General features: G+C 72.0%; 15 protein-coding genes. 9 read left to right on the top strand and 6 right to left on the bottom strand.

Features of this window, described 5'->3' with window-relative positions; all coding sequences use genetic code 11:
• Together G401_RS54600 and G401_RS44665 are read right to left on the bottom strand one after the other, a co-directional pair.
• Window positions 1-220, bottom strand: a 220-nt coding sequence (locus G401_RS54600; protein WP_157545532.1) for a helix-turn-helix domain-containing protein, incomplete at its 3' end; no start/stop codon positions are given.
• A 165-nt stretch (window positions 221-385) separates the two neighbouring features.
• Window positions 386-1,453 carry an AI-2E family transporter gene (locus tag G401_RS44665; protein WP_051366423.1) on the bottom strand — a complete coding sequence of 356 codons (1,068 nt, stop codon included), beginning with the start codon at window positions 1,451-1,453 and terminating at the stop codon, window positions 386-388.
• A 120-nt stretch (window positions 1,454-1,573) separates the two neighbouring features.
• On the opposite strand from G401_RS44665, the gene G401_RS0109985 reads away from it, so the two are divergent.
• Together G401_RS0109985 and G401_RS0109980 are read left to right on the top strand one after the other, a co-directional pair.
• The gene (locus tag G401_RS0109985; RefSeq protein ID WP_027342399.1) at window positions 1,574-4,672 is read left to right on the top strand and encodes an FtsX-like permease family protein; all 3,099 of its coding nucleotides are present in this window, start codon (window positions 1,574-1,576) and stop codon (window positions 4,670-4,672) included.
• Complete coding sequence (locus tag G401_RS0109980) at window positions 4,669-7,503, top strand: hypothetical protein (RefSeq protein ID WP_027342398.1); 2,835 nt, start codon at window positions 4,669-4,671, stop codon at window positions 7,501-7,503. The genes G401_RS0109985 and G401_RS0109980 overlap by 4 nt, the downstream gene beginning before the upstream one ends.
• A 767-nt stretch (window positions 7,504-8,270) precedes the next feature.
• Here the strand turns inward: G401_RS0109980 and G401_RS0109975 are convergent.
• Window positions 8,271-9,485, bottom strand: a complete 1,215-nt coding sequence (locus G401_RS0109975) for a hypothetical protein (protein WP_245601673.1) — start codon at window positions 9,483-9,485, stop codon at window positions 8,271-8,273.
• Window positions 9,486-9,849: 364 nt separating this feature from the next.
• Complete coding sequence (locus G401_RS0109970; RefSeq protein WP_034591063.1) at window positions 9,850-10,788, bottom strand: 5'-3' exonuclease; 939 nt, start codon at window positions 10,786-10,788, stop codon at window positions 9,850-9,852.
• Between the two features lie 55 nt (window positions 10,789-10,843).
• Here G401_RS0109970 and G401_RS0109965 point away from each other — a divergent pair, with 55 nt between their 5' ends.
• Genes G401_RS0109965 through G401_RS44660 form a run of 3 tightly spaced genes read left to right on the top strand, consistent with a single transcriptional unit; the run spans window position 10,844 to window position 13,582 of the window.
• Window positions 10,844-11,995, top strand: a complete 1,152-nt coding sequence (locus G401_RS0109965) for an acyl-CoA dehydrogenase family protein (protein ID WP_027342395.1) — start codon at window positions 10,844-10,846, stop codon at window positions 11,993-11,995.
• A gap of 55 nt (window positions 11,996-12,050) precedes the next feature.
• Window positions 12,051-13,088: a zinc-binding dehydrogenase gene (locus tag G401_RS0109960; protein ID WP_027342394.1), complete on the top strand. Its 1,038-nt coding sequence runs from the start codon at window positions 12,051-12,053 to the stop codon at window positions 13,086-13,088.
• A 50-nt stretch (window positions 13,089-13,138) separates the two neighbouring features.
• The gene (locus G401_RS44660; RefSeq protein ID WP_034591198.1) at window positions 13,139-13,582 is read left to right on the top strand and encodes an Lrp/AsnC family transcriptional regulator; all 444 of its coding nucleotides are present in this window, start codon (window positions 13,139-13,141) and stop codon (window positions 13,580-13,582) included.
• Window positions 13,583-13,750: 168 nt separating this feature from the next.
• On the opposite strand, the gene G401_RS0109950 is transcribed toward G401_RS44660, so the two are convergent.
• Window positions 13,751-16,153, bottom strand: a complete 2,403-nt coding sequence (locus G401_RS0109950) for an ATP-binding cassette domain-containing protein (RefSeq protein ID WP_034591061.1) — start codon at window positions 16,151-16,153, stop codon at window positions 13,751-13,753.
• A gap of 88 nt (window positions 16,154-16,241) precedes the next feature.
• Window positions 16,242-16,805, bottom strand: a complete 564-nt coding sequence (locus G401_RS0109945) for a histidine phosphatase family protein (RefSeq protein WP_027342392.1) — start codon at window positions 16,803-16,805, stop codon at window positions 16,242-16,244.
• A gap of 133 nt (window positions 16,806-16,938) precedes the next feature.
• Here G401_RS0109945 and G401_RS0109940 point away from each other — a divergent pair, with 133 nt between their 5' ends.
• The 4 genes from G401_RS0109940 to G401_RS0109925 all read left to right on the top strand — a co-directional run bounded on the left by G401_RS0109940 (window position 16,939) and on the right by G401_RS0109925 (window position 19,410).
• On the top strand, window positions 16,939-17,205 hold the full coding sequence (locus G401_RS0109940; protein WP_027342391.1) for a DUF6458 family protein: 267 nt from the start codon (window positions 16,939-16,941) through the stop codon (window positions 17,203-17,205).
• Window positions 17,206-17,305: 100 nt separating this feature from the next.
• Window positions 17,306-17,734, top strand: coding sequence for a MarR family transcriptional regulator (locus G401_RS0109935; RefSeq protein WP_027342390.1), 429 nt, complete (start codon window positions 17,306-17,308; stop codon window positions 17,732-17,734).
• The gene (locus G401_RS0109930; RefSeq protein WP_027342389.1) at window positions 17,734-18,345 is read left to right on the top strand and encodes a hypothetical protein; all 612 of its coding nucleotides are present in this window, start codon (window positions 17,734-17,736) and stop codon (window positions 18,343-18,345) included. Before G401_RS0109935 ends, G401_RS0109930 begins: the two co-directional genes overlap by 1 nt.
• Window positions 18,346-18,516: 171 nt before the next feature.
• Window positions 18,517-19,410, top strand: a complete 894-nt coding sequence (locus G401_RS0109925) for a phosphotransferase family protein (protein ID WP_034591196.1) — start codon at window positions 18,517-18,519, stop codon at window positions 19,408-19,410.
• Window positions 19,411-19,553: the final 143 nt, after the last annotated feature.

Genomic DNA, 19,553 nt, shown 5'->3' with positions numbered 1-19,553 from the left:
CCCACTGTGCGGTGTACCCCCACCGATACAACCCGCCCCGCGTCGAGCCCAGCGGATTCTTCACCCCGTGCCGATGCGAGTTATGACGATCCAACTCCCGCCACACCGTCGAAAAGTCGGTACCGACCGCTACCGCGATCTCCTCGAACGTCGCACCCTGCCGCCACAGATTCTCGATCACCAACCGCAAATCCGCCGTCAGCACATGAGCCCTCGCCACCCGCGACCCCTCTCAACCAGCCAGCACCAAGAAGGTCAACGACCCACTTGCACCGACCGGTTGAGAGGAAGGTCCGATATACCCGAAATGCTCGAACATTCGCGCAAGATCGTCGACCGCCACCGCGTCGGATGCTCGCGCACGATTACCGGCGGCGTGGGGTGTTCAGGCGGGTTCGGCGGGGGGCGGGTCTTCGGTGGCCGGTTGCGGCGTACGCCAGTCGGTCATCAGGAGCACCCGGGCCGCCGCGACGATCGGGATGGCCATGAGCGCTCCGACCAGCCCGAGCAGTGTCGCCCCGACCAGGCCGGCGAGCAGGACCGCGACCGCCGGCAGTTCGACGCTGCCGCGCAGGACCCGCGGTGCGATCCAGTAGTTCTCCAACTGCTGGTACAGGATGAAGAACGCCGTGACCAGGACCGCGCCGGGCCACAGGCCGACGGTGAACAGCGCCACCGCGATGCAGCAGACCGCGCCGAGGGTCGCGCCGATGAGCGGGATCAGGTCGGTGATGGCGACGAACACCGCGAGGGGCAGCGCGTACGGGACGCCGATGGCGAGGAACGCGATGAGCGACAGGGTGCCGGCGATGAAGCTGATGATCAGGTTGCCGATCATGTAGCCGCCGACCTTGTCGACCACCACGTCGACGGCCTTGCGGGCGTCCTCGCGGCGGTGGTCCGGGAACAGGTTGGCGACGCCCCGGCGCAGGCGCGGCAGGTCGGCGGTGAAGTACGCGGCCAGCACGATGACCAGCAGCGTCGAGGACAGCGCGCCGAAGAACTGCCCGGCGAACCCGACGGCGGAGCCGCCGACCTTCTCCGGCAGGCCCTGCGCGAAGGTCGTGATGCGCTCGGCCAGGGTCTTGGAGTCGCCGAAGAGCCGCATGGTCTTCGACTTCTCGTACGCCTCCTGGACGTACCCCGGCAGCTTGTCGCCGAGCGTGGAGCCCTCGTGGACCAGGGTCGGCACGACGGCCGCGATGAATCCGCCGACGAGCAGCACGACGCCGAGCAGCACGATCGTGACCGCCCAGCCGCGGCGGATGCGCAGCCGGGTCAGGCCCGCGATCGCCGGTTCGAGGCTGACCGCCACGAACAGGGCGATCAGTGCGAGGACGAGGGTCTGGCGGACGGCGTACACGGCGATGGCGGCGAGGACGACCGCGAGGACGCCGGCGGACGCGCCCACGCCGATGCGGAACGCGCGCTGTTGGTCGGGTGCGAACCGCATGAGGCCATGATTTCAGAAGGGGGCACGCGATGGGGAGGTCCGTCCAGTCCGAAATCACGACTCGGTAACGATCACTTCTCCGTGACATACAAACTGCCGCCGTGCGTACTGTTTTTGCGCGTGATCGGACTGGTGTGGAGCGCGATTCGGTCGCGTGGCGCGCAGGCGTTGAGCATCTGGGCGCTGACCCTGCTCGCCGTCGCGGCCGCGGCCGCTACCCCCTGGTACGCCCAGGCGACCCAGGAGGCGGTGATCCAGCGGCACGTGGACGCCGCGCCCGCGACGCAGCGGGTGCTGGTGGCGACGGTGCGGCCGCAGAAGGTGAGCCCGGTCGTGGACCCGCAGTCCGTGGCCGACCAGGTGGCGCAGGCACTGGCGCCGCTGCCCCTGGAAAGCGCGATCCATCAGCTCGCGCTGCGCGGCATCGTCAACGTCGGCGGTACGCACGTGCAGTACGTGATGACCTCGCGCGACGGGGTCTGCGAACACTCCGCTGTGGACGGTGCCTGCCCGACCGCCCCGAACCAGGTGATCATCGGCCAGACGGTCGCCGACCAGCTGGGCGTCAAGCAGGGCGGCACGATCGTCATCACGCCGGACGAGCTGAAGACGACGGTGACCCTGACCGTCACCGGGATCTACCGCAAGACCGATCCGCTCGACCAGTACTGGTACGACGTGGCGACCTCGGGACTGGCGGACCCGCCGCCGCTGTACACCGTTCCGGAGACGCTCACCGGGATGGACGGCGTACGCGTGACGTCGACGGCCAACCTGCGGCTGGCGGGGACGGCGTACGACGACGACCTGCCGCACCGCATCGACATCGCGGCGTCCGGCCTGTACGCCAACCACATCGCCATCACCACCTACGCGGCGGACCTCGCCCGGGCGATCGCGGCCGACAAGGCCGGCCTGACGAACGGGGTGGCCGTCGCGGCCGGCCGGCTGATCCTGCTGTGCGGCTTCGCGCTGTTCGTGGCCGTCCGGCACACCGCGCAGAGCCATCGCAAGGATCTCGGCCTGGTACGCCTGCGCGGCGTACGCCGGTGGCGGATCTGGTCGGCGATGCTCGGCCCGATGGCGGTGCCGATCGTGGCCGGCGGGGTGGTCGGCGGTCTGCTCGGCTTCCTCGGCGCGCTGGCGCTGGCCGGTCCGGTGCACCTCGCCGCGGACCAGCGCACCGCCCTCGTCCAGTTCGCGGGCGCGGTGCTGGCCGTCATGCTGGCCGCGATCGTCGTGGCCGTCGCCGCCCAGCTGCAGTCCGGCCGGGCTCCGGTCGGCGAACTGCTGCGGGACGTGCCGGCCCGCGTACGCACGGGGCGGGCCCTGGACGCGGTCGAGCTGGTGGTGCTGCTGCTCGCCGGGGTCGGCGTGTGGCAGCTGGTTTCGGTCGCGCAGGTGCAGGGGGACACGGCCGCGCCGGTCGTGGTCCCGGCGCTGCTGGCGCTGGCGGCAGGCCTGCTGGTGAGCCGGGTGCTGCTGCGGCTGGCCGTGGTGATCGCGACCGGCGCCCTGCGGGCCGGCCGGCTGCCCGCCGCGCTGGCCGCGCTGTCCGCGTCGCGCCGGCCCGCGCTGCGCTGGGTGGTGACCCTGCTGACGGTGGCGGTCGCCGGGCTGGCGGGCGCGGTGGGGGAGAGCGTGCGGGCCGCGCCCGCCGTCGCCGACCGCGCCGAGCAGGAGCTGGGCGCGTCCCAGGTGCTGACGGTGTCGGCGCCGAGTCGCCTGGCGCTGCGCGACGCGGTCCGGGCCGCCGATCCCGACGGGAAGTACGCCATGGCCGTCGCCGCGTTCGCCCAGCGGGTCGGGGTCACCAACGGCGTGCTCGCGGTCGACCTGCCGCGCCTCGGCGCGACCGCGCTGTGGCGGCCCGAGTACGGCCCGATCCCGGTCGCGCCCGCGACGGAGCCGACCCCGATCAAGGTCGCCGACGGGCCGCTGACCCTGGACGTCAGCGAGGACGCCGAGCTGCACCGGGAAGGCTCGCTCGGCGACGACCTCCCCGACTCGACCTCGTCGACGCTCGTCTCACCCGACGTGTACGCGATCGCCAACCTCGTCGACGGCGAGGGCCGCCCGGTGCCGGTGGTGTTCGGCCCGCTGCGCCCGGCGACCCGGGAATACACCATGGACGCGAAATGCCCGGGCGGCTGCCGGTTGCAGTCGATCTCCCTGGTGCACCGCGTGATCCTGCCCGCGCAGGGCGGCGCCCCGATGCGCATCATCGACAACCCGCCCGCCTGGGGTACGCAGGTCCACCTGCACTCGTTGCGGCAGGGCACGGCCGACGTCATCGGCACCGCCCGGTTCGCCGAGCGCGACCGCTGGCACGGGCCGGCGGACTCCAACACGTTCGCGCCGGTCCTCGCCGGTGAGCTGGACGGACTGCGGATGGCCGCCCCGCCGGACTGCACGGGGCAGAGCCGCGGCGTCTGCACGCTCGCCGTCCTCCCGGCCGACCTGCCGCTCCCGCTGCCCGCCGTCGTGGCCGGGAAGCCGCAGTACTCCGACCGGATCTTCGACCTGCGCCTGGAACTGCTCGGCGGCGGATCGCTGCCGGTACGCGTGGAGCACACCGCCCGGGTGCTGCCGCAGCTCGGCGGCGAGGGGGCGATCGTCGACCTGACCCAGTTCGACGCGCTGCTCGGGCCGACGCTGGCCGGGGAGCAGTGGCAGGTCTGGCTGTCCGCCGACGCTCCGCCGTCCGTCGTGGACTCGTTGACACAGCACAACATCCAGGTGCTGCGTACGCGTACCGTCGCCGCGGCCCGGGCCGAGCACCAGGGCGACGCGCCGGCCGCCGTGCGTACGTTCGCGCTGCTCGCGGCGATTCTCGGGCTCGTGATCGCGGCCGTCGCGCTGCTGCTGTCCGCGTCGGCGGGCCGGGCCGCGACCGCGGGTGACCTCGTCGCCCTGCGCGGCCAGGGCCTGTACGCCAAGGCCGTGCCCCGGATCGGGCTCGCGGGCTACGGCTGGCCGGCCGTCGCCGCCGCGGTCACCGGACTCGTCGTGGCGATGATCGCCGGGCAACTGCCGGTGCCGCCGCCGAAACTCTTCGCGGACGGGTGGCAGGTGCTGCCCCCGCCGCCGGGAGGCGTCTCGCCGCTGGCCGCCGGCATCGTCGCCGTCGCGTCCGCCGTCGCCGTGTTCCTCGCGGTCGCCTGGTCGGCCCGCCGGCTGACCGAGGCCGTCCGCAACCGTGCCGGGGGTGCCCGATGATCACCATGCTCGCCCTGCTCGTCCGGGCCCGATGGAGCGCCCTGCTGGTGACCGGCCTCCTCGCCGCCGTGCTGGGGGGTCTGGCCGCGGCCGGCACGGTGTACCCGCGCCACGCCGGGGACCGCATCGCCGCCGACGAGGTGGCCCACGCGCCCAAGTCCGACCGGGAGTTCCTGCTGCTGCCCGACGACGCCGCCGACGCCGGCTCGCTCAAGGGCAAGATGGACGGCGTACGCCAGGTCGACGGGCTGACCGCGATCCCGTCGATCCAGATGAAGGTCATGGGCGTGTACCGCTACGACCCGATCGACCTGCTCTACCGCGAGGGCTCGTGTACGCACGTCCGCCTCACCAGCGGCCGCTGCCCGGTCGGCACCGGCGAACTGCTGATGCCGGCCGACGACGCGAAGAAGCAGTCGATCTCGGTGGGCGCGCAGCTGGTCCTGGCCGAGGCGATGTTCGACCAGCTGCACGGCTGGTACCCGTCGCCGGCCGGCTCGCAGCCGTTCACCGTCGTCGGCATCTACAAGCCGGTCGACCAGGACGAGATCTACTGGGGCCAGGCCAACCCGTTCCGGACCGAGCTGACCGGCACCCTCACCGCGCCGATGCTCACCGAGGCGGACAGCTTCGCCACCATCCCGAACCAGGACGCCCTGCAGTCCGCCGACGTGCTCGCCGACCCGCAGCTGCTGGCCGCGTCCAGCTGGGACGAGCTCAAGGACAGCCTGACCGGCCACCTCGTCGACCCGCCGCAGGAGGGCATCCCGGACCTGATGGGCCGGATCGCCGCCCGGCGTACGTATGTCGAGGTCATGACCCCCGCCGTCGTGGTACCGGTGATCGCCCTCGGCTGCCTCGTGCTGTTCCTGCTCGTCTCCCGGCGTATCCAGCGCGAGCGGCTGGAACTCGGCGTACAGAACGTCCGCGGGCTGCCGCTGCACCTGCGCTGGTGGATCGCCGCCGCCGCGCCCGCGGCCGCCGCGCTCGCCGGAGTCGTGATCGGCGGCGTCCTCGGCGGCGCGCTGTACGCCCCGCTCACCGGCTTCGCGCTGCTCGCCTGCCTCGTCGCGATCGTGCTGGCCGTCCTGCCGGTCGTCACCGCCCGGCCCGTCGACGCCCTGCGCGAGGTCGGCCCGTCCTGGGCGACCCGCGTCCGCGGCCTGCCCCTCGGCGAGCTGGGTCTCGGCGCGCTGGCGATCGCCGCGGCCGTGCTCGCGCGTACCGGAGATCGTCAAGGCCTGGGCATCTACGCCCCGGCGCTGCTCGCGGGGGCCGTCGCGCTCGCGATCGTGCGCCTGCTGCCCGCGCTGCTGCGGGTGATCGCGGCCCGCCTGCTGAAGGGCGGCCGGCTCGTCGTGGGCCTGGCGGCCGCGCAGCTGGCGCGCCGCCCCTCGGCGCGCCCCCTGATCGCCCTGACCAGCCTGGCCGTGGCTCTGCTCGCGCTGGTCGCCGGGGCCTGGGACGCGGCCTCTCAGGTACGCACGACCCAGGCGGCCTTCACCGTCGGCGCGGACAAGGTCCTGACGGTACGCGCCTACACGCCGCAGCAGGTCCTCAACGCCGTCCGGACGATCGACCCGCAGGGCCGGTACGCCGTCGCGGCCGGCCGGATCACCGGCGGCGAGCGGCAGCCGACGGTGCTGGTGATCGACCTGAGCCGGGCGAACCTGCTGTCCTGGACCCCCGCCGCCGGGTACGCGGCCGAACTCGCCGCGCCGCCCGCCGACCCGCCGAAGCTCAGCGGAGCCACCGTCGACGTGACGCTGACGGTCGGCGGGGGCGATCCGGCCCGGCCGAACGCCACCCCCAACCTGGGCCTGATCCTCGACACGGCCGACGGCCAGCGCGTCTCCGCCGAGATCGGCAACCTGCACCCCGGTACGCAGACGGTCACGGCGAAGCTGCCGCCCGCCTGCGCGAACGGCTGCGAACTGGCCGCGGTCGTCGGCCACGGCCTGCCGAACGTCGCCTCGACGGTCGCGATCACCTCGATCGGGGCGATCACCGGCGTCGACTCGTGGACGGTCTACGGCGACAAGGATCCCGGGTGGACGGTCGGCGGCGACACCGGATACTCCGACACCTACCTGATGCCGCCGTCGGCCCCGGCCGCCATCCCGGTCGTCGCCACGCCGAACCTGTCCCTGTCGGCCCGCGCGTACCGGATCAGCGGACCGGGCGGGCGGCCGCCGGGCGTACCGGTCGACGAGAAGGCCGACGTCACGGTCCTGCCCCGGATCGGCGAACCCGGCGTGCTGGCCGACTTCACCGCCGTCACCCGGGCCACCGCCGGCGGCCGTGCCATCGACACCATGGAGGTCTGGCTCACCGCCGACGCCCCCGCCGACGTCACGGCGAAGCTGTCGGCACTCGGCGTACAGGTGGCGGGGGAGGAGACCCGCCAGCAGGCCCTCGACCGGGCCGGTCAGACCCCGCAGGCCTGGACGCTCCAGCTGCACCTGGCCGCCACCGTCGTCGCCTGGCTCCTCGTCGCCGCCGTGCTGCTCGCCGTCGCCCGGCTCGACCGCGGCTCCTCCGACATCAACGCACTGCGGTTCGCCGGCGTACGCGCCGCCGTGCTGCGACGGGCGGCCCGGCTCGCGTACGCGGCATCGGTCCTGCTCGGCGTCGTGCTCGGCCTGATCGCCGCGGCGGTCGCGTGGCTCTTCGTCCGCGACGCCCTGCCGATCTCCGACGGCACGTCCTGGGCGCCGCCGCCGTCCCTGCCCCATCTGATCTCGGTGGCGGTGCCGGTGGCGGGAGCGGCGCTGCTGCTGATGATCGTGGCGTGGCTGGCCTTCGCCCAACGTTCCCCCGGCCGCCGCTGACGGGATCCATCGAGATCGCCGAACGCCCCCGGCCTTTGTCGCGACTGTCCGACTTGCGCCCGGGGCGTTCGGCAACTTGCGCCCGGCGTCCCGGCGTCCCCGGGCTGCCCGACGTCCCCGGGCTGCCCGGCGTCCCCGGGCTGCCCGACGATCTTGCGCGAATGTCCCGAATTTCGTCCGGTGTACCCGAAATGCCCGGACATTCGCGCAAGATCGTCGGGTGCTGTGGGGTCAAGATCGCTGGTTCGCTTCGGCCGGTTCGGACTTTGTCGCGACTGTCCGACATGGGGCTCGGTGGCGGCCGAGACGTGGCGGATAGCGTTGATCATTTACGGCTGTGGTGCGAATACGGCCCGATCTGCATGATCAATTACGGCTCTGGAGTGCTCTGACTGCCTCCGGTGACACCTGACGCGTAATTGATCATGCGGATCGGGCCGAAAATACACCTCAGCCGTATTCGATCAGGAAATCGGTGATCCCAGTTCACCTGGTGGAAGATCATTCCCGTATCGCGACCGACAACCGAGTGCGGGACGGTACTGGCGTGGTCCACGCCTCCCTACATCGGACAGTCGCGACAAAGTCCGAATGAGCCGACGCGAACCAGCGACCTTGACCCCCTCCCACAGCGCCCGACGATCTTGCGCGAATGTCCGGGCATTTCGGGTACACCGGACGAAATTCGGGGCATTCGCGCAAGATCGTCGGACGATGGGGGTACGGGTCGGACCGTCGCGACAAAGGGCGGGATCGTGAAGGTGGATCTAGGGTTTGCGGTGGATGGCGTAGTGCAGGACGAGGAAGGGCAGCCCGAACACCCAGAACGCGTGCTCCGCGCGCAGCTCGCCCTGCTCGTCGAGGAAGACGTCGAGCTTCTCCGCGAATCCGCCGACCTCCAGCGTCGTCAGCTCCCGCGTCTCAGCGTCCACATAGGTCAGATAGTGCCCTGGATGCTCCAGGGCGGACCGGCTGCTCAGGACGAGGCCCCCGCCCGGCCGGGGCAGCGGTTCCAGCGTCGCGGTGAAGTTCCCTTGCGGTACAGGGAATCCGACGCTGACGTAGCCCCGTCCCTCGTGCCGGTAGGTCGTGTAGATCCCCACATAGATCGGTTCGTCGGTGTCGGCGAACGACCGGATCCAGCCGCGATGGCTCACCGCGCCGGCCGCGTCCGTGATCGTGTCGATCCGGCTGCGTACGCCGCGCTGCGCCTCCCGCTGATTCATCGGTACGCTGGCCTGCCCCAACGGTTTGGCCACGAAGGTCCGGTAGAGCAGGTAGCCCGGCCGCACCCAGGTACGCCATTCCGGCACGATGTCGAGGGTGAAGCGGGTCGTGTGCTCGTAGAATTCGCGTACCAGGGGGTGGACGGCGGCCGGATCGAAGCCGGGGCCGGCCAGCGCGTCCAAGGACGCCACGATCCCGATGTCCGGGGTGGCCGGGTGGTAGTCGCCGCCGATCGCCTCGGCGAGTTCGCGGACGTAGCCCGTGCCGACGTAGCCGCCCCGGGCCTCCAGCGGGACCACGAACGGCAGGTCGGCGGCGTTCCGGCGTTCGGCGAGGAGGCTGACCTGCGGCGTACGGAAGATGAGGCTCGCGACGACGCGGAAGACGACGACCGTGACCGCCGCGACGACCGCCCCCGGTACGCCCGGCCAGGCGAGCCACAGGAGCCAGCCGACGGCGAGGCCGACGACCGGGCCGAGGGCGACCTTCTGCGGGCGCAGGCCGAGGAGGCCGGCGAGGGCTCCGAAGAGGACGCCGATGACGATCGGATGCCAGCCGGTGAGGCCGATCAGCCAGCCGAGGGGCGCGGCCAGCGCGCCGCCCGCGACCACGCGCGACCAGAAGGGCGGGATCTCGCCCGGCTGCTGCTGCCGGCGCGCGACGGCGTCCGACGCGCCGACCGCGATCGCGCCCACGACGGCGCCCAGGGCGGTCGCCCAGCCGGGTAGCTGCGCGGTCAGCGCTGCACCGGCCACTGCGCCGATGATCGCGGCGGTGACGAAGGAGCCCGCCTTCGTAGGGCCGGCGTTCCGGGGTCCAGCCTTCTGAGGTCCAGCCTTCTGAGGTCCAGCCTTCCGGGGGCCGGCGTTCCCGGATCCGGCCGAAGGATCGGGCGAGGGGCCGTTCGAGGAGCCGTTCGAAGAGCCGTTCGTGGGGGTCGCGTCGGCGGTCACGCTCGGAGAGTAATGGATCCGCACCCTCAAGATCTGGATCCGCACCCTCATGATCCCGTGTGGATCAGGGTTTCCCACGTAATCTTGGTCCAAGATTCGGGTGATTTCCCTGATCCAAACGGGATCATGGGGCGGGTCAGGGCGGGCGGGGCGGGTAAGGGGCGGGTCAGCGCTCGGTGAGGGCGTCCACGAGGCGCTTGCAGGAGCCGGCGAGGTTCCACGACTCGGCCAGTTCCAGCAGGCGGTCCGCGTCCACCGGTGCGCGCGGCAGGTCCGGGTCCACGTCGGGCAGCGGCACGTCGTCGGCGACGCGTACGACCTTGAGGGCCACGTCCAGGTAGTCGGACGCGTCCAGGATCTTCTTGCGCAGGCCCGTCGCGAGGTCGGCCGTGCCGTCCAGCGCCGCGGCCCGGATCCCGGCCAGGTTGCCGAAGCGGTTGACCAGGCCCATCGCCGTCTTGTCGCCCACGCCGGGCACGCCCGGCAGGCCGTCGGAGGGGTCGCCGCGCAGCGCCGCGAAATCCGCGTACGCCTGGGCGGGTACGCCGTATTTCGCGCGTACGGCGGCTTCGTCGCAGTCCTCCAGTTTGGCGACGCCGCGGCCGCAGTAGAGGAAGCGGACGCCGGTGCTGTCGTTGACGAGCTGGAACAGGTCCCGGTCGCCGCTGACGACCTCGACCGGCGCGGCCGTCGTCGCGCGGGCGGCCAGGGTGCCGAGCACGTCGTCGGCCTCGTATCCGGGTACGCCGTACGCCGCGATCCCGACGGCCGCCAGCACCTCCAGGATCATGGGGACCTGCGGGGCGAGGGTGTCGGGGATTTCCTCCTCGAAAGGACCGCCCGCGACCCGGTGCGCCTTGTAGCTCGGGATGAGGTCGACGCGCCATTTCGGCCGCCAGTCCGCGTCCAGGGCGCACACCACGCGGTCGGGCCGGCGGGTGCGGATGAGCTGGGCGAGCATGTCGATGATGCCGCGGACGGCGTTGACCGGCTGCCCGTCCGGCGTACGCGCGGCGGACTCGGGAATGCCGTGGAAGGCCCGGAAGTAGAGACTCGCCGAGTCGACGGCGAGCAGGGGAGCGTTCACTCGGACAGCGTGCCACATTTTCGACGCCGGCCGGGTGTGCCGAACGGGGTGAACGACCGTTAAGCTGTCGGCTATGTCCAGCGTCGTACTTCTGCCGGCCACCGCCGATGAGACCACCCGTGATCTGCTCGAGCTCGCGACCGAGCTGGCCGACCGGGAGTTGCGCCCCCGGGCCGACGACTTCGAGGCACGCGGCGAGTTCCCGCGGGAGGTCGTGCGTACGCTCGGCCGGTCCGGGCTGCTCGGGCTGCCCTATTCGTCCGGTTACGGCGGCGCCGACCAGCCCTACGAGGTGTACCTCCAGGTGCTGGAGATCCTGGCCGGCCGCTGGCTCGCGGTCGCCGAGGCGGTCAGCGTGCACACGCTCGCCTGCTACCCGCTGGCCACCTACGGCACCGAGGAGCAGAAGCGCCGCTGGCTGCCGGACCTGCTCGGCGGGGACCAGCTCGGCGCGTACTGCCTGTCGGAGCCGGCCGGCGGGTCGGACGCCGCGAACCTGACGACCTCGGCCGTGCTGGACGGCGACGCGTACGTCGTCAACGGGACGAAGGCGTGGATCACGCACGCGGGGGTCGCGGACGCGTACAACGTCTTCTGTCGCACCGGCGGACCGGGCGCCGCGGGCGTCTCCTGCCTGCTCGCGGACGCCGCGACGCCGGGCGTCAACCCCCAGACGCGCGAGCGGACCATGGGCCTCAAGGCGTCGCCGGTCGCGCAGATCGCGTTCGACGGCGCGCGCGTGCCCGCCGACCGCCTGCTCGGCGGCGAGGGCGTGGGCTTCAAGATCGCGATGGGCGCGCTCGACAGCGGGCGCCTCGGGATCGCGGCCTGCGCGGTCGGCCTCGCCCAGGGGGCCCTCGACTACGCCATCGAGTACGCGAAGACGCGCGAGCAGTTCGGCAAGGCGATCATCGAGTTCCAGGGGCTCGGCTTCATGCTGGCCGACTGCGCGACCCAGATCGCGGCGGCCCGGGCGCTGACGCTGCACGCCGCGCGGCTCAAGGACGCGGGGCTGCCGTACTCGACCGAGGCGGCCCAGGCCAAGCTGTTCGCGACCGACACGGCGATGAAGGTGACGACGGACGCGGTCCAGGTGCTCGGCGGGGCCGGATACGTGGCCGACCACCCGGTCGAGCGGTACATGCGCGAGGCGAAGGTCCTGCAGATCGTCGAGGGCACCAACCAGATCCAGCGCATGGTCATCGCCCGGGCGCTGTCCCGGTAGGGCACTTGCGGCGTATCGGGGGGATCGACCTGGGTCGACGAAATAGCATGATCCCATGCGCGCTGCCGTGATTCACGGGCCGGTGGACATCCGGATCGACACCGTTCCCGACGCCCGGATCCTCGAGCCCACCGACGCCGTCGTCCGCGTCACCCACGCCTGCATCTGCGGGTCCGACCTGTGGGCGTACCAGGGGGTGGCGAAGCGGCAGCCCGGTCAGCGGATCGGGCACGAGTTCGTCGGCGTCGTGGTCGAGGTCGGCGGCGCGGTCACCACCCTGAAGGTCGGCCAGCCCGTCGTCGCCCCGTTCGTGTGGTCCGACGGCAGCTGCGTCTACTGCCGCGAGGGCCTGTTCACCAGCTGCGTACGCGGCGGGTTCTGGGGTTCGGTCGGTTCGGACGGCGGCCAGGCCGAGGCGGTCCGCGTCCCGTACGCGGACGGCACCCTGGTCGCCCTGCCCGACGGGCTGTCCGACGAGGACCACGTGAAGATCCTGGCGCTGTCGGACGTGATGTCGACCGGGCACCACGCGGCGATCAGCGCCGGTGTCCGGCCGGGGGCCACGGTCGCCGTGGTCGGGGACGGCGCCGTCGGGCTGTGCGGGGTGCTCGCGGCGCAGCGGCTCGGCGCCGGGCGGATCATCGCGCTCGGCCGGCACGCGGCGCGTACGGACATCGCACGGCGGTTCGGCGCGACCGAGGTGGTCCCCGAACGCGGGGACGACGCCGTCGCGGTGGTACGCGATCTCACCGCCGGCGAAGGGGCGCACGCCGTCATCGAGGCGGTCGGCACCGAGGAGTCGATGCGTACCGCCATCCGGATCGCGCGGCCGGGCGGGGTGGTGGGGTATGTCGGCGTACCGCACGGCGGTTCGGCCGGGGTGGACGTCAGCACCATGTTCGACAGCAACATCGGCCTGCGCGGCGGGGTCGCCCCGGCCCGCAAGTACATCCCCGAACTGCTGAAGGACGTGCTCGACGGGAAGCTGGACCCGTCGGCCGTCTTCGACACCACGGTCGACCTGGCGGGCGTCCCCGGCGGGTACGCCGCGATGAACGAGCGTACGGCGCTGAAGGTGCTGGTGCGGCCATGACGCAGGCGGGCGCTGGCGCCTCCGTGCCCCGGACCACTATCGTTTCGGCCGTGGAGGAGACCGACCGGGCCATCGTCGCGGCCCTGACCGCGGACGGCCGCATGTCCTATACGGACCTCGCGGAGAAGGTCGGCCTGTCCGTGTCCGCCGTGCACCAGCGGGTACGCCGGCTGGAGCAGCGCGGCATCATCACCGGGTACGCGGCGAAGGTGAACTTCGAGGAGATCGGCCTGCCGCTGACGGCGCTGATCGCCATCCGGCCGTTCGACGCCGCGCAGCCCGACGACGCGCCGGAGCGGCTGGCGCACCTGCCCCAGATCGACTCGTGCTGGTCGGTCGCGGGGGAGGACTTCTACCTGCTCCTGGTACGCGTCGCGTCGCCGAGCGAGCTGGAGAAGCTGCTCGCCGAGATCCGCACGGCCGCCAACGTGATCACGCGGACCACGGTGGTGCTGTCGACCCCGTTCGAGCAGCGTCCCCCGGCCGTCGGCTGACCCGCTACCGCGCCCGATCCGCTACCCCGCCTGACCCGGCCCGGCCGGGCTGCCGGCTCGCCATGATCCCGTTTGGATCAGGTATATCCACGTAATCTTGGCCCAAGATTCGGGTGATTTCCCTGATCCAAACGGGATCATGGCCGCCGCAACGAGACGTGGCGGGGGCTAGCGGCGCTTGCGGGCAGGCTTGGCCGCCGGTGCGCCCACGTACTCGGCGAGGTGCTCGCCGGTCAGCGTCGACCGGCCCGCCACGAGATCCGCGGGCGTCCCCTCGAAGACGATCCGGCCGCCGTCGTGTCCCGCTCCCGGGCCGAGGTCGATGATCCAGTCCGCGTGCGCCATGACCGCCTGGTGGTGCTCGATGACGATGACCGACTTGCCGCCGTCCACGAGCCGGTCGAGCAGGCCGAGCAGCTGGTCGACGTCGGCCAGGTGCAGGCCGGTGGTCGGCTCGTCGAGGACGTAGATCCCGCCCTTCTCGCCCATGTGCACGGCCAGTTTGAGCCGCTGCCGCTCGCCGCCGGACAGGGTGGTCAGCGGCTGGCCGATCGTCAGGTAGCCGAGGCCGACGTCGGCGAGCCGGTCGAGGATCGCGTGGGCGGCCGGCGTACGCGCGTCGCCGTCGGCGAAGAACTCCTCGGCCTCGGTCACCGGCATCGCCAGCACCTCGCTGATGTCCTTGCCGCCGAGCTTGTACTTCAGCACCGACGCGTCGAACCGCCTGCCCTCGCACTCCTCGCAGACGGACGAGACCCCGGCCATGATCCCGAGGTCGGTGTAGACGACCCCGGCGCCGTTGCAGCCCGGGCAGGCGCCCTCCGAGTTGGCGCTGAACAGGGCGGGCTTGACCCCGTTGGCCTTCGCATACGCCTTGCGGATCGGGTCCAGCAGGCCGGTGTAGGTCGCCGGGTTGCTGCGGCGCGAGCCGCGGATCGCGGCCTGGTCGACCGTGACGACACCGTCCAGCGGGGACACCGACCCGGTGATCAGGGAGCTCTTGCCGGATCCGGCGACGCCGGTCAGCACCACGAGAGCGCCGAGCGGGATGTCGACGTCGACGTCCTGGAGGTTGTGCAGGTTCGCCCCGCGGATCTTCAGGGCGCCGGACGGCGTACGCGTCTTCTCCTTGAGCCGGGCCCGGTCGTCGAGGTGCCGGCCGGTGAGCGTCCCGCTCGCGCGCAGCCCCTCGACCGTGCCCTCGTAGCAGACCGTGCCGCCGCCGGAACCGGCCCCGGGACCGAGGTCGACGACGTGGTCGGCGATGGCGATGGCCTCGGGCTTGTGCTCGACGACGAGGACCGTGTTGCCCTTGTTGCGCAGCCGGATCAGCAGCTCGTTCATCCGCTGGATGTCGTGCGGGTGCAGCCCGATCGTCGGCTCGTCGAACACGTAGGTCACGTCGGTCAGCGACGACCCGAGGTGGCGGATCATCTTGGTACGCTGCGCCTCCCCGCCCGACAACGTCCCCGAGGACCGGTCGAGGCTCAGGTAGCCCAGGCCGATCTCGACGAACGAGTCGAGCGTGTCGCCCAGCGCCGTCAGCAGCGGGGCGACGGAGGGCTCGTCGAGGTCGCGTACCCAGGCGGCGAGGTCGCTGATCTGCATCGCGCACACGTCGGCGATGTTCAGCCCCTTGATCTTCGAGGCGCGGGCCCCGGCGGCCAGTCGCGTACCGCCGCAGTCGGGGCAGGTGCCGAAGGTGATGGCGCGTTCGACGAAGGCGCGGATGTGCGGCTGGAGCGAGTCGACGTCCTTCGACAGCATCGACTTCTGGATCTTGGGGATCAGGCCCTCGTAGGTGAGGTTTATGCCGTCCACCTTGATCTTCGTGGGCTCCTTGTAGAGCAGGTCGTTGAGCTCCTTCTTCGTGTACTTGCGGATCGGCTTGTCGGGGTCGAAGTACCCGCAGCCGGTGAAGATGCGGCCGTACCAGCCCTCCATGCTGTAGCCGGGGATCGTCAGCGCGCCCTCGTTCAGCGACTTGGCGTCGTCGTACAGGGCGGTCAGGTCGAAGTCGCTGACCGAGCCGCGGCCCTCGCAGCGCGGGCACATGCCGCCGGCCCGGGTGAAGTTCTCGCGGGTGGTCGTGGAGTTGCCGCGCTCCACGGTGATCGCACCGGTCGCCCGCACCGACGGGACGTTGAACGAGTACGCGTTCGGCGAGCCGGCGTGCGGCGTGCCCAGCCGGCTGAACAGGATGCGCAGCATCGCGTTGGCGTCGGTGGCGGTGCCGACGGTCGAGCGCGCGTCGCCCCCCATCCGCTCCTGGTCCACGATGATCGCCGTGGTGAGCCCGTCGAGCACGTCGACGTCGGGGCGGGCCAGCGTCGGCATGAACCCCTGCACGAAGGCGCTGTACGTCTCGTTGATGAGGCGCTGCGACTCCGCCGCGATCGTGCCGAACACCAGCGAGCTCTTGCCCGAACCGGAGACGCCGGTGAACACCGTCAGGCGCCGCTTCGGCAGTTCGATGCTCACGTCCCGCAGGTTGTTCACGCGGGCGCCGTGGACCCGGATCCGGTCGTGGCTGTCGGGCTCCTGGGGCGCCGGGGCCTTCTTCGCGGTCATCGCTTCTCCATCCGTCACGTGCCCCGATGCTAAACGGGCGGCCGGCGTACGGGCTTCTCGAATCCTGACCGGCTGAGCCGCCGAGGGGCTACGCGTTCCACTGCAGGAGGGTCGGGGTGTCGCGCTCGTAGCCGAGCACGCTCAGCGTCGCCGTCTCCAGCTTGAACAGCGCCCCGTCCCGCGGCGGCAGGCCCAGCCAGCGCGCCGTCACCACGCGCAGGAAGTGCCCGTGCGCCACCAGGCAGACGTCCGCCGAGGACAGCACCGGGCGTACGCGGTCGAGGACCCGGTCGGCCCGCGTCGCCACCTGCGCCGCCGTCTCGCCGCCGGGCGTCGTGCCGCTCCAGATCGTCCAGGCCGGGTCGTGCTCGCGGATCTGCGCGGTGGTCAGGCCCTCGTAGTCGCCGTAGTTCCACTCCGCCAGGTCGCCGTCGGTGACCACCGGCGCCAGGCCCGCGAGCACGGCCGTTCGCTGCGCACGCGTACGCGGAGAGCACAGCACGAGTCCGAAGGAGCGGCCGGCCAGGCGGCCGGCAAGCAGTGCCGCCCGGCGTTCCCCGTCCGGGGTCAGGTCGAGGTCGGTGACGGACGTGTGCCGGCCGGCGGCGGACCATTCGGTCTCTCCGTGCCGGACGAGGACGATCTCCCGCATGCGTACCAGTGAACCAGGATTGCGGGGGTTCACCCGGATGGATCAGTTTCCTAGGACGCTCTACGGGGTGTGAGAGCCGACCGGATCGGGTAGAGGCACCGGCAGAAGAGGACCCCCTCAAAGGAGACTTGCCGTGGGTATCGGAGCCAGCATCTTCCTGATCGCGCTCGGTGCGATCCTGACCTTCGCCCTCGACGTCCACGTCGGGTGGCTGGACCTCGACGTGGTCGGCTGGATCCTCATGGCCGCCGGCGCGGTCGGCCTCATCCTGACGATGACGGTCTGGAACAGCCGCCGGACGACCCGGGTCGTGACGCAGCCCGCGCCGAACGCGTACCCGGCCCAGCCGGCCGAGTACGAGGTGGAGGAGCGGCGGGACATCGTGCCGCCCCGTCCGTGAGTGACTGGGCTGTCCGGCTGCCGCGGCCGACCCGACCGCGGCAGCCCGCTGTCATTTCGGGGACTGCGGTGATTTGCCCGCCCGCCTTAGGGTGTGCAGGATGAACAACACTCCTGAGCAGGTCGCCCGTCGTCTGGGCACCTCCCGGCGGCGGGTCGTCTCCGCCGCGCGGCGGCTCGGGGTCGGCCGGATCGCCGCCGGCCAGTGGCTGTTCTCCGGCCCCGACTTCGAGCGGCTGGCGGCCGAGCTGGGCGTGGACGTCGGCGGGCCGCTGCCGAGGGCGCAGATGCGCGTACTCGCGGAACTGTCATTGCGGCCGCACGGCCTGGTGTCGGCGCGGGCGGTCGCGGTGGCCTGCGGTCTGGCCCCGGCGACCGCCAGTGCGGCGCTGAAGGCGCTGGTGGCCGACGGGCTCGTGGTGGTACGCGACGCGGTGTTCCACGTGGATGTGCTGCACCCGCGGTGGCTGGAGCTGCGCCCGTCCGTCCGCCAGGTACGCCAGCCGGTGCCGGACGCGGAGGCCGCCTGATGGACCGCCTCCCGCCGTGGCTGCGCGACGTGCTGACCATCGAGCAGGCGCGCCGGTGGCGGGTGCTGGCCGCGACGCCGGACGAGACGGGGGAGCGGCCGATCGTGGCGGGGCGCAGCGCCCTGGTCGCGTTGCTGCGCCATCGGGTCTGCGACGAGCTGACCTTCGCGGCCGAGGGCGATCCGCTGCTGCGCGAGCCCTCGACGGTGTGCGGTCTCCCGGTCGAATCGCTGGACGACGCGGTCGCGCGCGTCCTGGCCGCCCTGCCGTACGCGACCGCCGCCGAACTCCCGCCGCTCTTCGGCGACCTGGCCGCGGTGGAACGCCTGACGCCGCTGCGGGTCGAAGAGGGTCTGATCCTGCTCGGACTCGCGTACGACCACGTCGACCCGGCCGCCGTGGTCGACACGTTCGCCCGGGCCGGCGACGACTACTGGCTGCGCCGGCTGCCCGAACTGCGCGCGTCGCTGGTCAACCGCGGCTACGTGCACCGGACGCCGGGCGGCCCGCCGGGGGCCAGGGCGCTGACGATCGGCACCGACGGCCAGGTCTGGGTGCCGCCGCATCAGCGCGACGGCCACGAAGTCGGCGGCTACTGGCGCCGCCGCTGACCCCATTCCCACGTCCGTCCCACCCCGCCCCACCGCCCGGTCCAAGATCCCGTTTGGATCAGGTTTTCGCACGTAATCTTGGCCCAAGATTCGGGTGATTTCCCTGATCCAAACGGGATCATGCCGTGCCTGGACCGGCCGAGCGCGGGGGTGGCGCCTACGATCCAGGGCGTGACGGTCGCGTACGGGTTCGGGATCGAGGACGAGCTGCATCGGGTACTGCGCGGCCGGCCGCCCGCCGACGCGCTGGCCTGGGTCGAGCAGCAGCTCGGTGCCCGCGTCGAGCAGGTCGAGCCGCTCGAAGGCGGCCGCTCCGCGGCGGTGCACCGCCTCTTCCTGGCCGGCGGCCGCGAACCGGTCGTGCTGCGCCGCTACGTCCGCGACTGGGTACGCGACGAACCAGAGATCCCCGTCAACGAGGCCCACGTGCTGCGCTTCCTGACCGGGCACCCGGCCATCCCGGCCCCGCACCTGCTCGCGGCTGATCCGCTGGGCGCGGAGACGGGCGTACCGACGACGGTCATGACGAGCGTGCCGGGCTCGGTCGTGTGGCATCCCGACGACCTCGAATCGTGGCTGCGGCGGCTGGCCGAGCTGCTGCCGGTCATCCACGGTGTCCGCGTACCGGCCGACGCGGGGCTGGCCGAGTGGGCGCCCTACGGACCCGAGATCCCGTTCCCGCCGCCGTGGTCCCGCCATCCTTCCGCGTGGCAGGCGGCGTTGTCCGCGTACGAGGGGCCGCGGCCGGAGTTCGAGCGGGTCTTCGTGCACCGCGACTACCACCCGGGCAATCTCCTGTGGACGGACGGCGAGATCACCGGAGTCGTGGACTGGGTGTCGTCCTGCGTCGGTCCGGCCGAGGAGGACGTCGCGCACTGCCGGATCAACCTCTGCTACCAGTTCGACATGTCGGTGGCGGACCGGTTCCTCGATCTCTGGCTGTCGGTGACCGGCCGCGACTCCTGGAACCCCTACCACGACCTGGTCAACGCCGTCTCCATGGTGGAGAACGACCCCGACCCCAAGGCCGACGAGTTCATCGCCGCCGCCATCCGCAGGTCCTAGATTCAAGATCGAATTCATGTCCCGGGTTCGTCGATCTCACCTCCGCTCCTCCCGCGGGAGACCGTTCCGGCCCTGGGGCCTCCACTGCCAGGTGAGTGGGGCGACGCATCGTCCACCGTCGCCCAGTCGCCCTCACCATGACA

The organism is Hamadaea tsunoensis DSM 44101 (genome assembly GCF_000428945.1).
Lineage (GTDB): Bacteria > Actinomycetota > Actinomycetes > Mycobacteriales > Micromonosporaceae > Hamadaea > Hamadaea tsunoensis.
This window is presented reverse-complemented; position numbering and strand designations above follow the sequence as displayed.